Genomic DNA, 14,420 nt, shown 5'->3' with positions numbered 1-14,420 from the left:
AGAGCGTGAGCTAGCGCACAGACAGGGCAATGGCGGACGACTAGAAAAGGTGACATCCTCGCGCCCATTGCCAATGGAGGTGACACCATGCGCCGTCCAGTCCTTTGCAATTTGATCCTTGCCTCCGGCCTGCTCGCACTCACGCAATTGATGACGCCGACGCAAGCCGCAGCCGAAGCCCGGCTTGCGCTGGTGATCGGCCAGTCCGCCTATCGCACGGTGCCGGAGCTGCCCAACGCTGCCAATGACGCCAAGGGCATGGCCGAGCTGCTCGGCAATGCCGGCTTCACCGTCACGGCAGCACCGAACCTCGCGCAGAACGAGATGCGCCAGGCGATCTCGGATTTCGCCGGCAAGGTCAGCGCCAGCGGCGCCGACACCGTGGCGCTGGTGTTCTACGCCGGTCACGGCCTGCAGATCGACGGCGAGAACTATCTCGTGCCCGTCGATCTCGATCCCAAGCGTGAGGCTGACATTCCGCTGCAGGGCGTGCGGCTGAACGATCTGCTCAACACGCTCGGCGCGCTGCCGACACGGGCGCGCATCTTCATGCTCGATGCGTGCCGCAACAACCCGTTCCCGGCGCTCTCGGGCGCCGGCCACGGGCTTGCCATCGTCGACACCAAGGCCGGCGCGCCCGGCTCGTTCATCTCCTACTCGACCTCACCCGGCGCCGAAGCCGAGGACGGCTCCGGGGCCGACAGTCCCTACACCACGGCGGCGCTGACGGTTGCGAAGCAACCGAACGTCCCGATCGAGGAAGTGTTCAAGCGCATCCGCATCGCGGTGGCGCAGTCGACCGACGGGCGTCAGATTCCCTGGGAAAGCTCCTCGCTGACGACCGACTTCAAATTCTTCGGCGAGAGCAGCGCCCAGCCGCCTGCACCGGGCGCAAACGCGATGGCGCTCGCGAGCACCCCGCGCAGCGTCGCGGACTGGCGCAAGGATTTGCAGGGCAAGGATGCCAAGGTCGCCTATGATCTCGTGATCGCCGACGACACGGTGGAAGCCTATCAGGCCTATATCGAGCTCTACGTGCAAGACACCCGCACGCCGCGCCTGCGCACCGTCATGGAACGGCGGCGCCAGATGCTGGCGTGGGACCGCGCGGTGGCGATCAACACCCGCGCCTCCTTTGAGGCTTATCTGGCGAACTGGGACAACAGCGATCTCGCCGCGACCGCGCGCCGGCTGCTGCTGCGCGTGCAGAACCGCAATTTTGTCCTGCCGGTTGCCGCCGCTGCGGTCCCGGTCGCCGTCGCCATGGCACCGACCTGCCCGTGCTCGGCACCGACGCCGCCGGCGACGACGCCGATCAACCCGACGGTCGCCCCCATCATCAAGAAGCGCGTCGACGACACGCCGCCGAAGCGAAAGGTCGTCGACACGCCGCCGAAGCGCCGGCCGCCGCCTGACGAGGTCGTGGTCGAGCACGCTCCGCCGCCCTCAGGACCGCCGCCCGCCGCCGTGATGCAAGGCATCGGCATCGGTGTCGGGATTGGCATGGGAATGGGCATGGGCGGCGGAGGCCGTGGCGGAGAGATGGGACATGGCGACTACAACCGCGGCACCAGATACTGAGGTTACCCCGCTGCAATAGGCACTGATGTCCGCAAGTACTACTTGCGGACATTTCTGTTAATGGGGCAGAGCCGTCACTGTCCGCCGCCCTCCAACCTGGAAATGCTGTAGTCTGATCGGCCGACACGCCTTTTCCGGGGATTCGATATCGATGCCGCAAGACGCTCACGCCAAGAACTCATGGCCGCTGTTTCGATCGCTCGCGTCCTATGCCCTGCCCGGCGATCTCATGGCCGGGCTGACTTTGGCGGCGATCGCGATCCCCGAGCAGATGGCGACCGCGCGGCTCGGCGGCTTCGCGCCGCAGATCGGCTTCTTCGCCTTCATGGCGGGATCGCTCGGCTTTGCGCTGCTCGGCGGCAATCGCTTCCTGTCCTGCGGCGCCGATTCCACGATCACCCCGATCTTCGCCGGCGGCCTTGCGGCGCTGGCAGCTGGCTCGCCCGAATATCAGGGGCTTGCAGTCGCGCTCGCGCTGATGGTCGGCGCGATGATGCTCGCGGGCGGCGCGTTTCGGCTCGGCGGCATCGCCAACCTGCTGTCGATGCCTGTCATGGTCGGCTTTCTCGCCGGCATCTCCGTCCACATCATCGTGTCGCAATTGCCTGGTGTGCTGGGACTGGACGCGCCTGGTGGTCCGACGCTCGACCGCATCGGCGTGCTCGCGACCGAGCTCGGGCGCACCAATCCCATCACGTTCTGCATCGGCTTCGGCGTACTCGCCGTGGTCTTCATCTCCGAGAAGATCAGCGCAAAAATTCCCGGCGCGCTGATCGGCCTCGTCGGCGCGACGCTGGCCACAACAGGACTTGGCCTCGAGAGCAAGGGCGTCAACGTGGTCGGCACGGTGCCGGGCACGCTGCCGCGACCGACCCTGCCCATGCTCGCGCCGGAGCAATGGGTCCACCTGGTGCCCCTCGCCTTCGTCATCACGGTCGTGGTGATGGTCCAGACCGCGGCGACGACACGGTCCTTCCCGTCCGACCCTGACAAGCCCGCGGACGTCGACCGCGACTTCCTCGGTGCCGGCGCCGGCAGCGTGCTGTCGGGCCTGTTCGGCGCGTTTCCGGTCAATGCCAGCCCGCCGCGCACAGGCATCGTCGCCGAGACCGGCGGGCAATCGCAACTCGCTGGCCTGGCGGCGGCCGTGATCGTGCTGTTGCTGCTCGCGTTTGGTACGGGTTTGCTGCGCCATGTGCCGGACGCTGCGCTCGGCGGCATCCTGCTGTTCGTGGCGCTGCGGATCATCCGGACCAAGCAGATCGTCACGATCTATCGTCAATCGTTCAGCGAGTTCCTGCTGATCGTCGCCACCGCCGCGCTGATCATCGTGCTGCCGATCCAGCAGGGTGCCTTCCTCGGCATCGTGCTGTCGCTGCTGCACGGCATCTGGAGCACGACGCGCGCCAGGCTCGTCGAGTTCGAGCGCGTGCCGGGCACCACGATCTGGTGGCCCGCGCATCCGCACATCACCGGCGAGCGCGTCGCAGGCGTCGCCGTGATCGGGCTGCAGGCGCCGCTGTCCTTCCTCAACGCGCCGGGCTTTCGCAGCGACGTGACCAAGGTTCTGGGAACGACGGCACCGCAATTGCTGGTGCTGGAGGCGAGCGGCATGGTCGAGATCGACTTCACCGCCGCGCAGATCCTGCTCGACGTCTTCAAGGTGTGCAATGCGCAAGGCGTCACGGTGGCGCTGGCGCGGCTGGAATCGGTGCGGGCGCAGGACGCCTTCGAGCGGTTCAGGCTGTTCGACGTCCTGCCCAAGGAGCACGTCTTCCATAGCGTCGACGAGGCCGTGCACAAGCTCGCGAAATAGCCGCTGTTACTGCACCAGCGCCGGGTGATCCCGCTGCGCCGTTTCGCGGATCCAGTTGGTGTGGATCGCGCGGAACAGGATCTGGGCCGTCTTGAGGTCGTTCGCCGTCATGCAGAGATTGACGATGCGATGCACCGCGTCGTCGCGCATCAGGCCGTCGGAGATCTTCATCGCGATCTCCATCGCGACCTTCGCGGCGCGCTCATAACGAGCACTCTCGCCCTTGTCGTTTCGCGCACTAGCGATGGCGCTCTGGGCCGCAGCGTCACAGATGGCACGGATACGCGCGGCGGCCTCGATGTCGCCGAGCGGCCACTCGATCGCTTGGTCCCAGATGTCCATTCGCGTTTTGCGCGCGAACCACCGCATTGCATCGCTCCGCCGTGACGGAGCGAGCATAAACGAATGGCGGCGCTGCGCGCTACGCTTCCGGCACGATCTTGCCGGGGTTGAAGATGTTCTGCGGATCGAGCGCCTTTTTCAGCGCACGCATCGCATCGAGCGCTTCAGGGCCGAGCTCGGCCTTGAGGTATTTCTGCTTGCCCTGGCCGATGCCGTGCTCGCCCGTGCAGGTCCCGTCCATCGCCTGAGCGCGTTCGACGAGGCGGTGCATGAATTCCTCGCCGCGCGCCATCTCGTCCGCATCGTTGGTGTCGCACACCAGCGAGCAGTGGAAATTGCCGTCGCCGACATGGCCGACGATCGGCGACAACAAATTGAGGCGCTTGAGATCTTCCTCGGTCTCGCTGACGCAATCGGCAAGGCGCGAGATCGGCACGCAGACGTCGGTTGCGACCACGCCGATGCTGTCGCCGGGCCGCAGCGCCTTGACGGACCAATAGGCATCGTGCCGCGCTTGCCAAAGCTTCGTGCGGTCCTCCGGCTTGGTGGTCCAGGAGAAATCGCCGCCGCCGCAATCCTTTGCGATCTCGCCGAAGGCCTTGGACTGCTCGGCGACCTCGATCTCGCTGCCGTGGAATTCCATCAGCAGCAGCGGCGTCTCCGGCAGCGTCAGCTTCGAATAGGCGTTGCAGGCCTTGACCTGCGCGGCGTTGAGCAGCTCGATGCGCGCCACGGGAATGCCGGTCTGGATCGCGAGGATCACCGCCTGACACGCGCCGTGCACCGACGCGAACGACACCGCACCGGCCGCGATCGTGTCGGGAATGCCGCGCAGGCGGATGGTCAGCTCGGAGATGATGCCGAGCGTGCCTTCGGCGCCGACGAACAGATGCGTCAGGTCGTAGCCGGCTGACGACTTCTTGGCGCGCGTGCCCGTGGTGATGATCTCGCCGTCGCCGCGCACCACCTTCAGCGCCAGTACGCTGTCGCGCATGGTGCCGTAGCGCACCGCATTGGTGCCGGAGGCGCGGGTCGAGGCCATGCCGCCGAGCGAGGCATCCGCGCCGGGATCGATCGGAAAGAACAGACCCTGGTCGCGCAGATGCTTGTTGAGCGCCTTGCGGGTGACGCCGGGCTGGATCACGCAGTCGAGATCCTCGGCATGAACCGCGAGCACCTTGTTCATGTCCCGCAAATCGATCGAGATGCCGCCGGCGGGCGCGTTGACCTGGCCCTCGAGCGAGGTGCCGGTGCCGAACGGAATGACGGGCACGCCGGTTTTCGCGCAGATCCGCACCACGTCCTGGATATCGGCCGTCTCCTGCGCCATCACCACGCCATCAGGCGGCTGGTTGACGATCCATGTGGTGGTATGGCCGTGCTGCTCGCGGACGGCCTGCGAGGTGATGAGGCGGTTGCCGAAGCGTGCGGCAAGCTGCTCCAGCGCGCTTGCAAGGGCTTTCGGCTCCGGCCGCGGCGGCTTATTGGTGATAACAGTACCCACGGATCGTCCTCCCGACAGAAGAAACCGTGGCAAAGGACATCTCACCGGTCAAGTCAAGCGACCGGACGCATAGCCAGGGAATGAGACATGCCGGAGAGTGCCGCTTCGAAGCCTGCCGAACCGTTCCGCTCCTCGATCATGCAGATCGAGCCGCAATGGATCGACTATAACGGCCATCTCAACATGGCCTATTACAACGTGATGTTCGACCGGGCGATCGACCAGATGTGGCTGCAGCTCGGGATCGGGCCCACCTACATGAAGGAGCGCAACGGCTCGACTTTCACCGCCGAATGCCATGTGCGGTACTTGCGCGAAATTCATCTCGGCGATCCCGTCGAGGTCTCGGTCTGGCTGCTGGATGCCGACGACAAGCGCCTGCATACGTTCCAGGAGCTGCGTCACGCGACCGAAGGCTGGCTGTCAGCCACCTCGGAGAACATGTCGCTGCACATCGACATGGGCTCACGAAAGGTAGCGGCCTTTCCGCCCGACATTCGCGAGCGCATCGCGGCTGTCGTCGGAGCGCACAGCGCCTTGCCGCGGCCCCAGGGTATCGGTCGGAACGTGGCGATGCCCTCGAAGGGATAGGCTGCTCAGACGCTGTGGGCCACCTCTCCCCATTGGGGAGAGGCGGATATCACAGCTAGATTCTGCGGCCACGCGCCAGGCCGACCACGGCCGAGACCAAAAACAGCACCACCGCGACGAAGAAGATGATCTTGGCGATTTCGATCGATGCGCCGGCGAGGCCGCCAAAGCCCAGGATACCGGCGATCAGTGCGATAATCAGAAACGTCACAACCCAGCTCAGCATGGCGAAACCTCTGTCTTGATGTCTGTCTGCGATCGGCGCGGCTGGCGCGCCTCCCTTGTCCAAACAATCGCCAACGCGGAACATTGGTTCCGGCCGGTTGCCGGCGGAAATTCGCCCCGTCGCCAGGAACAAATCGCCCCGCCGCGCACGTGGAAAACCCCTCCCCGGCGCCCCATATAGGCTCCAATCCCTGTTAAGAAGGCTCCCTTCCGCCACCCCGCGGTGCCATCGTGGGGCCAATGATTCGCATGACCGAGCCGAGCAAGATCACCAGCGTACCCGACCACCAGCCTGCCGCCGGCGGCATCGCCGCGCGTGCGCGCGCCTCCGTGGGCCCAAAATATCTCACCGGGCTCAATCCGGAGCAGCGCGAAGCCGTGGAGACGCTGGACGGCCCGGTCCTGGTGCTGGCCGGCGCCGGCACCGGCAAGACGCGCGTGCTGACCACGCGCATCGCCCATATCCTGAGTCAGGGCCGCGCCCGCCCCGCCGAGATCCTGTCGGTGACCTTCACCAACAAGGCCGCGCGCGAGATGAAGCACCGGCTCGGCCAGATGCTCGGCCATGCCGTCGAGGGCATGCCGTGGCTCGGCACCTTCCACTCCATCGGCGGCCGCATCCTGCGCTTCCACGCCGAGCTGGCGCAGCTCAAGTCGAATTTCACCGTGCTCGATGTCGACGACCAGGTACGGCTGCTCAAGCAGCTCCTGCAAGCCGAGAACATCGACGACAAGCGTTGGCCGGCGCGCATGCTGGCCGGGTTGATCGACGGCTGGAAGAACCGCGGGCTGATGCCGTCGCAGGTGCCGTCAGGCGAAGCCGCGATGTTTGCCAACGGCAAGGGCGGCAAGCTCTATGCGAGCTATCAGGAGCGGCTGAAGATCCTGAACGCCGCCGATTTCGGCGATCTGCTGCTCGAAAACATTCGCATCTTCCGCGAGCATCCGGACATCCTCCGGCAGTATCAGCAGCGCTTCAAATTCATCCTGGTCGACGAATATCAGGACACCAACGTCGCGCAGTATCTGTGGCTGCGGTTGCTGTCGCAGGCGCCGGCGACGACAAAGCCAACCACGCCCACCGTCATTCCGGGGCGGGCCGAAGGCCTGAACCCGGAATCTGGAGATGAGACCTCAGCTCGGGATTCCGGGTCTGCGCCTTCGGCGCATCCCGGAATGACGGAGCATGCTGCAGTGGCGGTTGCCACGCCCCACGTCAAAAACATCTGCTGCGTCGGCGACGACGACCAGTCGATCTATGGCTGGCGTGGCGCCGAGGTCGACAACATCCTGCGCTTCGAGCACGATTTCCCGGGCGCAAAAGTGATCCGCCTCGAGCGCAATTACCGTTCGACCGGCCACATCCTCGCCGCCGCCTCGCACCTGATCGCCCACAATGAAGGCCGGCTCGGCAAGACGCTGCGCACCGAGGACCAGGACGGCGAGAAGGTCACGGTCACGGGCTCGTGGGATTCGGAAGAGGAAGCCCGCGGCATCGGCGAGGAGATCGAGCAGATCCAGCGCCAGGGCGAGAAGCTGAACGAGATCGCGATCCTGGTCCGCGCGTCCTACCAGATGCGCGAGTTCGAAGACCGCTTCGTCACGCTCGGCCTGCCCTATCGCGTCATCGGCGGCCCGCGCTTCTACGAGCGTGCCGAAATCCGCGATGCGCTGGCATATTTGCGCGTGATCAATTCGCCGGCCGACGATCTCGCCTTCGAACGCATCGTCAACGTGCCCAAGCGCGGCCTTGGCGACGCCACCATCCAGATGCTGCACGATCACGCCCGCAAGCGCCGCATTCCTCTGTTTGAGGCGGCGCGCGCCGTGGTCGAGACCGACGAGCTGAAGCCGAAGGCGCGCGGGTCCTTGCGCGACGTCGTTGCCCAGTTCGATCGCTGGCGCGCCCAGCGCGAGGTCACCGCCCATACGGACCTCGCCCAGATCGTGCTCGACGAGAGCGGCTACACCGAGATGTGGCAGAAGGACCGTTCGGCCGATGCCGCGGGCCGGCTGGAGAACTTGAAAGAACTCGTGCGCTCGATGGAGGAGTTCGAGAACCTGCAAGGTTTCCTCGAGCACATCTCGCTGGTGATGGACCGCGAAGGCGGCGCCGAGGACGACGCGGTGTCGCTGATGACGCTGCATTCGGCCAAGGGCCTCGAATTCGACAACGTGTTCCTGCCCGGTTGGGAGGAAGGCCTGTTCCCGAGCCAGCGCACCCTGGACGAACAGGGCCGCGCAGGGCTGGAAGAAGAGCGCCGGCTCGGCCATGTCGGCCTGACCCGAGCCCGGCGCCGCGCCATGATCTATTTCGCGACCAATCGCCGGATCCATGGCACCTGGTCGACCACGATCCCGTCGCGCTTCCTCGACGAATTGCCGGCAGCCAATGTCGAGATCACGGAATCCAAGGGCGGCTCGGCCTGGGGCGGCACCGGCGGCTACGGCGCTTCGCGCTTCGACGACATGGAGGCGTTCGGCTCGACCTATTCGACGCCGGGCTGGCAGCGCGCCCAGGCCAACCGAGAAGGCAATCGCAACCGCGGTGGCGGCCGCAATGGCGGTGGCGGGCGCGGCGGCTTCGAAGAGGAGGCCGCGACGTTCTCATCCTCTTCGTCATCGGGCCCCGATTTCGGCAGCTTCTCCTCGCGCCGCCGCGGTCCGCTGACGATCGAAGGCGAGCTGGTCGCGAAATCGACCGGCACGACGTCGGAATTCTCGTTGTCCGACCGGGTCTTCCACCAGAAATTCGGCTACGGCCGCGTCACCAAGATCGACGGCAACAAGCTCACCATCGCCTTCGACAAGGCCGGCGAGAAGAAGGTCGTGGACAGCTTTGTGCAGCGGGCGTGAAGCCGCCATGCCTCACTACGTTGCCATCATCGAAGACAATGGCCCTGATGACGTCAGCCTGTGGTTTCCAGACCTGCCCGGCTGCATGTCCGGCGGCGACGACGTCGATGAGGCCCTGGAGAACGCGCCCGAGGCCATCACGTTCTATGCCGAGGAGCTGATCGAGGAGGGCCGCGAGCTTCCGCCGCCGCGGACATTGGACGAGCTCAAAGCCGCCCCGGAATTTGTTGACGCGATCCGGAACCACACGGCCGTCCTGATCGAATTTCCTCCGAGCGAAGACGCCTGACAGTGAGGACTGTTCGCCGCACTCGCCGGACTCTCGACAGTTCGGGGGCGATCAGCCCTTGACCATGGCGAACTTCCCCGTATCAGATGCAACCATGGTCCGGGGCCTTATCACACTGATCGTGCTTGTATTGGGGATGCCGTCGCTCAGCGCGGCGGAGACCATGAGCTTTGGCGATTCGATCGGGCTCCTGGCCAAGAGCTGTGGCGCCGACATCGTCGCCAATTGCCGCGGCGTCAATCCCGACTCCACCCGCCTGAAGGAATGCCTCTCTCGCAACCGGGACGTACTCTCCCAACAGTGCCTGAGCGACTACCTCACCGCATTCGACGCCATCCAGAAGCGTATCGCCGCACGCGTCACCGTGGCGAACGCCTGCCAGCGCGAGATCGTCAAGGTCTGCGGCGGCTCGACCAAGGAGACCAGCAAATCGATCCCCTGCCTGGTCTCGACGCCAAAGGGCATCAGCAACAACTGCCTGAAGGCCATCGACGAGGCGGGGTATCGATGATGCGCGCAACCGGGCACGGCGCCATCGGCATCGCATTTGGCCTCGCGCTACTCGCGGGCACGGCGGCTGCGCAGACCGCGCCGACCCGCGACGACATCGTCGGCAAGCTCAACCACTTCGAGGAGGCCACCGAGGTCGACCTCCCCGCGCTGAAGCAGCAGGTGATGGAGCGGGCCAAGGCCAGGATCAAGAACGATCCGGGCCCGGTGAACCGACCGCTGATCGCGCCTGACCTCGCCAAGCTGCCCGCCTTCAACGCGCAGATCCAGTTCGACGCCGATACGCCGATCATCCAGCCGGAGTCCTACCAGACCGTCGGCCGGATCGCCGACGCGCTGGTTCACACGTCGCTGCTGCCCTACACGTTCCTCATCGTCGGCCACGTCGAATCCAATTCGAAAACACGCGAGGCCAACGCGATCCTGAGCCAGCGCCGGGCGGATGCGATCCGCGACGTGCTGGTGAACACGTTCAAGATTTCGACCAAGCGGCTCCAGCCGATCGGCCTCGGCGAGGAACAGTTCCTCGACCGCGCCAAGCCGACCTCGGCCGTCAACGGCCAGTTGCAAATCCTGACCTTTGCCAAAGTGCCCGACGAAGCGCCCCCGCGTCCTGCCGCAACCCCCGTGCCTGCGGCGAAAAAGCCCGCCAGAAAGCGTTGAGCGCGCGGCTCGGGAACCCGTTGAAGTTCCGATTATTTTGTGACCTGTCTCACAGCGCGACAGGGCAGCCTTGCGCGACAATAGCGCAGGTTTGTGCACTGCCCTCCCAGGTGCTATAGGCTGTCTTCGCCCTTCCCGACCCCGTGCTGCACGAGACCGAAATGGCTGGCTATTTTCAACGCCAACTGGCCGACTATGTCGAATACCATCGCGATCCCTGGAATTGCGCGATGCATGTGGTCGGCATTCTCCTGCTTTTCACGGGCGCGACGCTGCCGCTGACGCTGGTCCATTTCTCCATGCTGGGGGTCGAGGTGAGCCTGGCGGTGATTTTGGCCCTGCCCGTGCTGGTATACTGGCTGATGCTGGACGCCGGCGTCGGGCTCGGCATCCTGGTGTCGATGATCGTGCTGCTATCGGTCGCAACCGCGATCGGCAATCAGGTCTCGACCGCCATGATGTGGTCGATTTTTGCGGCGCTGATCGGGTTTGGCGTCGCAGCCCAGATCGTTGGTCACCGGGTGTTCGAGGAACGGCAGCCGTCCATGGTCGACCACCCCACACATTTCCTGCTTGGACCGATGTTCGTTATGGCAAAATTATTCATTGCATTAGGCTTCCGTCGCGACCTTGCCGCGATTCTGGCGCCTGTTCCGACCAATTCCCTTTCGGCCCGTTAGTTCTAGAAGCGAAACAGCAAACCTTCTGCATGACTCTCGTACTGGTTACCGGTGGCAGCGGTTTCATCGGACAGCATCTCGTCGAAGCGCTCCGCGCCCGTGGGCGGCGGGTACGTGTGCTCGATGTCCGGCCGCCGGCGACTGCGAATGCCGACGTTGAGTACGTGCACGGCTCGGTGCTGGACGCCGCGACGGTCGCTGCTGCGGTTTCCGGTGTGGATCAGGTCTATCACCTTGCCGGCCTGCCCGGCATGTGGGTCGCCAACAAGCAGGACTTCCACGACGTCAATTTCCGCGGCACCGAGGTCGTGCTTGCGGCCGCGATGAAGCGCAACATCTCGCGCTTCCTGCATTGCTCGACAGAGTCGATCCTGTTCCCCTACGCCAACCTCAACGGCGTGGCCGCCGAGGAAGCCCTGCAGCCGGCCGATGCGATGCCCGGCGCCTATACGCGTTCGAAATCACTCGCAGAGCATCACGCGGCGAAGGCCGCGGCCAGCGGCTTCCCGCTCGTGATCGGCACCCCGACGATGCCGATCGGCGCTGCCGACCACAATCTGACGCCGCCCACGGCGATGCTGTGGTACTTCCTGCAGAAGAAGGTGCAGCCGCATCTCGACTTCCTGGTCAATCTCGTCGACGTTCGCGACGTCGCCATGGGCCTGTTGCTGACGATGGAGCGTGGCCGCATCGGCCAGCGCTACATCCTCGGCGGCGACTGCGTCAGGCTCGGGCAGATCCTGCGGATGATGTCGGCGATGAGCGGGCGGCGGCAATATCCGATCGTCGTCCCCGGCAAGATCGCCGAGCTCTCCGCGATCCTGCTCGAGAAGGTCTCCGACCACATCACGCGTCGTCCGCCCAACGGCACCGCCGAGGGCGTGCGCATCGCGCTTGCCGCGAGCGACCTTTCAATCGGCAAGGCCCGTGACGAGCTCGGCTATGCGCCACGCCCGATCGAGCCGGTGCTGCGCGAGACCATCACTCATCTGCTCGCCCGTGGCGGCCAGGCCGCCTCCAATGCCATCGAGCATCACGCGCTGTCGTCGCGCGCGAGCTGATCCGCTCCCCAACCCAAAGAACCTTTCCTTATGTCCTTCGATTTCAGCAAGCTTCTGTCCGTCGCCTGGGGTGGCTGGACCACGACCTGGCCGACCGAACTCCTGGCCCTGATCTGGCTCGCCTTTCTCGCCAGCTGGGTGGGCGCCTCGTTCTGGCAGGGGCAGACCAAGAAGCAGGTCATGACGCTGGAGTCGCAGCGCTATCGCCTGCCGATCCTGATCGGCGGCATCCTGTACACGCCGTTCATTGCGGAGGTCATGGGCTGGAAGCCGCTCTGGGTGCTCGGCGACGCCGGCATCACCATCGCTGCGGTGCTCTCGGTCGCCGGCATCGCCTTCGCCTGGTGGGGGCGGCTGCATCTCGGAAAGTTCTGGTCCAACACCATCACCCACAAGGAAGACCATCGCGTCATCGACACCGGCCCCTACGGCATCGTGCGTCACCCGATCTACACCGGCCTCATCTTCGGCATGCTGGTGACCGGCGTTGCGATCGGCATGGTGACGACGATCCTCGGCGCCATCCTGATCTCGCTCGGCATGTGGCAGAAGGGCCGGATGGAAGAGGTGTTCCTGTCGAAGGAGCTCGGCGAGGACGCCTACGGCGCCTATTGCCGCCGCGTGCCGATGATCATTCCGTTCACCTCGCCGCGGTGATGTAGCAGGACAAGTCGCCACACCCTCGATGTCGTCCCGGCGAAGGCCGGGACCCATAACCCCAGGGAGGAGTTTGGCGAAGATAGTCGTTCAGTACTCTTATCGAGCGCAATCGACAGATTCCGCGGTATGGGTCCCGGCCTTCGCCGGGACGACAGTGAGTGTTTTGCGCTTGCAGCCATCTCTCAAGCAAACGTCATCCTTGCCATGCAAATTCAGCGAGCTGCCATCTGCGTCATAAACGGCCCGATCCAGCTCCGTCCCGGTTGACCTTTTCACCTCCACCCAGTTGGATGCGCGCGCAAAAAAGGCGCGACAGGATTCGACAGGGGCTTCTCATGAGTTTTTCCAGCATCTTCGCGCAGTTCGTCGCAGTTCTCGGCGGCATCGCGCTGCAATGGCGGAAGCTGACCGGCACCGAGGCCGCACCGGCCTGGGGCCAGACGCCGGCCATTCCCGAAGCCAAGCCGCAAGGCGCGATCCCGACCCTGAAGATGCCGACCGCGCGCGGCTGGAGCCAGGGCCAGAAGCCGACGGTCGCAGCCGGACTCAAGGTCAACGCGTTCGCGACCGACCTCGACCATCCGCGCTGGATCGAGGTGCTGCCCAATGGCGACGTGCTGATCGCGGAAGCGACGCAGATCGCAGGTCCGCCGCGCAGCGTGTTTCACTACGCGATGCAAGCGACGATGCGGCGCGCCGCCGCGCTGGGCGTCTCCGCCAACCGCATCACGCTGCTGCGCGACAAGGACGGCGACGGTGTCGCGGAGGTCCGCGGCGCCTTCATGGAGAACCTCAACCAGCCGTTCGGCATGGCACTGGTCGGCGACACCTTCTATGTCGGCAACACCGACGGTGTGATGGCCTTTCCCTACGTCGCCAATGCCGACAGCATCGCCGCACCGGGCAAGCGGCTCACCACGTTCAAGCCGAGCGGCCACTGGACGCGCAGCCTGCTGGCCAGTCCCGACGGCAAGAAGCTCTATGCCGGCGTCGGCTCGCTCAGCAACATCGCCGAGATGGGCATGGAGGTCGAGGAAGGCCGCGCCGCGGTCTACGAGCTCGATCTCGTCGCCGGCACGCATCGCATCTTCGGCGCGGGCCTGCGCAATCCGGTCGGGCTTGCGTGGGAACCGACGACGGGCGTGCTCTGGACCGTCGTCAACGAGCGGGACGGGCTCGGCGACGAGACGCCGCCGGACTATCTCACCTCGGTGCGCGACGGCGGCTTCTACGGCTGGCCCTATTGCTACTGGGGCAAGACGGTGGACGACCGCGTGCCGCAGGATCCGGCGATGGTCGCCAAGGCTCTCCAACCTGATTACGCGCTCGGCGGCCATACTGCGTCGCTCGGCCTGTGCTGGATGCCCGCAGGCACCTTGCCCGGCTTCGGAGACGGCATGGTGATCGGCCAGCACGGCTCGTGGAATCGCAGCAAGCTGTCCGGCTACAAGCTGGTGTTCATCCCGTTCGCGAACGGAAAACCCTCCGGCCCCGGTCGCGACATCCTGTCGGGCTTCCTGTCCCCGGACGAGAAGGAATCCTACGGCCGCCCGGTCGGCGTCGTCATCGGCCCCGACAAGAAGTCGCTGCTGATGGCCGACGACGTCGGCAACGTGATCTGGCGCGTGACGGGGGCGTAAGA

Annotated in this window: 14 protein-coding genes; 11 read left to right on the top strand and 3 right to left on the bottom strand. The window is 65.3% G+C overall.

What is annotated here, in order from left to right; translation table 11 throughout:
• The first annotated feature begins 87 nt into the window (after positions 1-87).
• Both XH91_RS09375 and XH91_RS09370 read left to right on the top strand, forming a co-directional pair.
• Positions 88-1,581 (top strand): caspase family protein, encoded by a 1,494-nt coding sequence (locus XH91_RS09375; protein ID WP_128950328.1) that lies wholly within the window; start codon positions 88-90, stop codon positions 1,579-1,581.
• 151 nt (positions 1,582-1,732) lie between these two features.
• Complete coding sequence (locus XH91_RS09370; protein ID WP_128950327.1) at positions 1,733-3,397, top strand: SulP family inorganic anion transporter; 1,665 nt, start codon at positions 1,733-1,735, stop codon at positions 3,395-3,397.
• 6 nt (positions 3,398-3,403) lie between these two features.
• On the opposite strand, the gene XH91_RS09365 is transcribed toward XH91_RS09370, so the two are convergent.
• Both XH91_RS09365 and XH91_RS09360 read right to left on the bottom strand, forming a co-directional pair.
• Positions 3,404-3,766, bottom strand: a complete 363-nt coding sequence (locus XH91_RS09365; protein WP_164933988.1) for a hypothetical protein — start codon at positions 3,764-3,766, stop codon at positions 3,404-3,406.
• A gap of 52 nt (positions 3,767-3,818) precedes the next feature.
• Positions 3,819-5,243: an FAD-binding oxidoreductase gene (locus tag XH91_RS09360; protein ID WP_128950325.1), complete on the bottom strand. Its 1,425-nt coding sequence runs from the start codon at positions 5,241-5,243 to the stop codon at positions 3,819-3,821.
• Positions 5,244-5,330: 87 nt separating this feature from the next.
• On the opposite strand from XH91_RS09360, the gene XH91_RS09355 reads away from it, so the two are divergent.
• Positions 5,331-5,834 (top strand): thioesterase family protein, encoded by a 504-nt coding sequence (locus tag XH91_RS09355; protein ID WP_128950324.1) that lies wholly within the window; start codon positions 5,331-5,333, stop codon positions 5,832-5,834.
• A gap of 55 nt (positions 5,835-5,889) precedes the next feature.
• Here XH91_RS09355 and XH91_RS09350 read toward each other — a convergent pair whose 3' ends face one another.
• The gene (locus XH91_RS09350) at positions 5,890-6,060 is read right to left on the bottom strand and encodes a DUF1328 domain-containing protein (RefSeq protein ID WP_128950323.1); all 171 of its coding nucleotides are present in this window, start codon (positions 6,058-6,060) and stop codon (positions 5,890-5,892) included.
• A 239-nt stretch (positions 6,061-6,299) separates the two neighbouring features.
• On the opposite strand from XH91_RS09350, the gene XH91_RS09345 reads away from it, so the two are divergent.
• From XH91_RS09345 to XH91_RS09315, 8 genes are all read left to right on the top strand, one after another.
• Positions 6,300-8,915 carry an ATP-dependent helicase gene (locus XH91_RS09345; protein ID WP_128950322.1) on the top strand — a complete coding sequence of 872 codons (2,616 nt, stop codon included), beginning with the start codon at positions 6,300-6,302 and terminating at the stop codon, positions 8,913-8,915.
• Positions 8,916-8,922: 7 nt separating this feature from the next.
• Complete coding sequence (locus tag XH91_RS09340; RefSeq protein ID WP_128950321.1) at positions 8,923-9,204, top strand: type II toxin-antitoxin system HicB family antitoxin; 282 nt, start codon at positions 8,923-8,925, stop codon at positions 9,202-9,204.
• A 94-nt stretch (positions 9,205-9,298) separates the two neighbouring features.
• Complete coding sequence (locus XH91_RS38750; RefSeq protein ID WP_164933987.1) at positions 9,299-9,715, top strand: hypothetical protein; 417 nt, start codon at positions 9,299-9,301, stop codon at positions 9,713-9,715.
• Positions 9,715-10,377 (top strand): OmpA family protein, encoded by a 663-nt coding sequence (locus tag XH91_RS38745; RefSeq protein WP_164933994.1) that lies wholly within the window; start codon positions 9,715-9,717, stop codon positions 10,375-10,377. Before XH91_RS38750 ends, XH91_RS38745 begins: the two co-directional genes overlap by 1 nt.
• Positions 10,378-10,538: 161 nt before the next feature.
• Positions 10,539-11,057 (top strand): Mpo1 family 2-hydroxy fatty acid dioxygenase, encoded by a 519-nt coding sequence (locus XH91_RS09330; RefSeq protein WP_164933993.1) that lies wholly within the window; start codon positions 10,539-10,541, stop codon positions 11,055-11,057.
• Between the two features lie 29 nt (positions 11,058-11,086).
• Positions 11,087-12,118: an NAD-dependent epimerase/dehydratase family protein gene (locus tag XH91_RS09325; RefSeq protein ID WP_128950318.1), complete on the top strand. Its 1,032-nt coding sequence runs from the start codon at positions 11,087-11,089 to the stop codon at positions 12,116-12,118.
• A 30-nt stretch (positions 12,119-12,148) separates the two neighbouring features.
• On the top strand, positions 12,149-12,775 hold the full coding sequence (locus XH91_RS09320) for a methyltransferase family protein (RefSeq protein WP_128950317.1): 627 nt from the start codon (positions 12,149-12,151) through the stop codon (positions 12,773-12,775).
• Between the two features lie 338 nt (positions 12,776-13,113).
• Positions 13,114-14,418, top strand: a complete 1,305-nt coding sequence (locus XH91_RS09315) for a PQQ-dependent sugar dehydrogenase (protein ID WP_128950316.1) — start codon at positions 13,114-13,116, stop codon at positions 14,416-14,418.
• The last annotated feature ends 2 nt before the right edge of the window (positions 14,419-14,420 follow it).

The organism is Bradyrhizobium guangzhouense (assembly GCF_004114955.1).
Classification (GTDB): Bacteria; Pseudomonadota; Alphaproteobacteria; order Rhizobiales; family Xanthobacteraceae; genus Bradyrhizobium; species Bradyrhizobium guangzhouense.
The sequence above is the reverse complement of the archived record's forward strand: the minus strand, read 5'-3'. Positions and strand labels throughout refer to the sequence as shown.

Bases quoted from the DNA above. Each gene is read 5' to 3' on its own strand.
- XH91_RS09375 (WP_128950328.1), top strand. From the start codon at position 88: ATGCGCCGTCCAGTCCTTTGCAATTTGATCCTTGCCTCCGGCCTGCTC.
- XH91_RS09370 (WP_128950327.1), top strand. From the start codon at position 1,733: ATGCCGCAAGACGCTCACGCCAAGAACTCATGGCCGCTGTTTCGATCG.
- XH91_RS09365 (WP_164933988.1), bottom strand. From the start codon at position 3,766: ATGCGGTGGTTCGCGCGCAAAACGCGAATGGACATCTGGGACCAAGCG.
- XH91_RS09355 (WP_128950324.1), top strand. From the start codon at position 5,331: ATGCCGGAGAGTGCCGCTTCGAAGCCTGCCGAACCGTTCCGCTCCTCG.
- XH91_RS09350 (WP_128950323.1), bottom strand. From the start codon at position 6,060: ATGCTGAGCTGGGTTGTGACGTTTCTGATTATCGCACTGATCGCCGGT.
- XH91_RS09345 (WP_128950322.1), top strand. From the start codon at position 6,300: ATGATTCGCATGACCGAGCCGAGCAAGATCACCAGCGTACCCGACCAC.
- XH91_RS09340 (WP_128950321.1), top strand. From the start codon at position 8,923: ATGCCTCACTACGTTGCCATCATCGAAGACAATGGCCCTGATGACGTC.
- XH91_RS38750 (WP_164933987.1), top strand. From the start codon at position 9,299: ATGGTCCGGGGCCTTATCACACTGATCGTGCTTGTATTGGGGATGCCG.
- XH91_RS38745 (WP_164933994.1), top strand. From the start codon at position 9,715: ATGCGCGCAACCGGGCACGGCGCCATCGGCATCGCATTTGGCCTCGCG.
- XH91_RS09330 (WP_164933993.1), top strand. From the start codon at position 10,539: ATGGCTGGCTATTTTCAACGCCAACTGGCCGACTATGTCGAATACCAT.
- XH91_RS09325 (WP_128950318.1), top strand. From the start codon at position 11,087: ATGACTCTCGTACTGGTTACCGGTGGCAGCGGTTTCATCGGACAGCAT.
- XH91_RS09320 (WP_128950317.1), top strand. From the start codon at position 12,149: ATGTCCTTCGATTTCAGCAAGCTTCTGTCCGTCGCCTGGGGTGGCTGG.
- XH91_RS09315 (WP_128950316.1), top strand. From the start codon at position 13,114: ATGAGTTTTTCCAGCATCTTCGCGCAGTTCGTCGCAGTTCTCGGCGGC.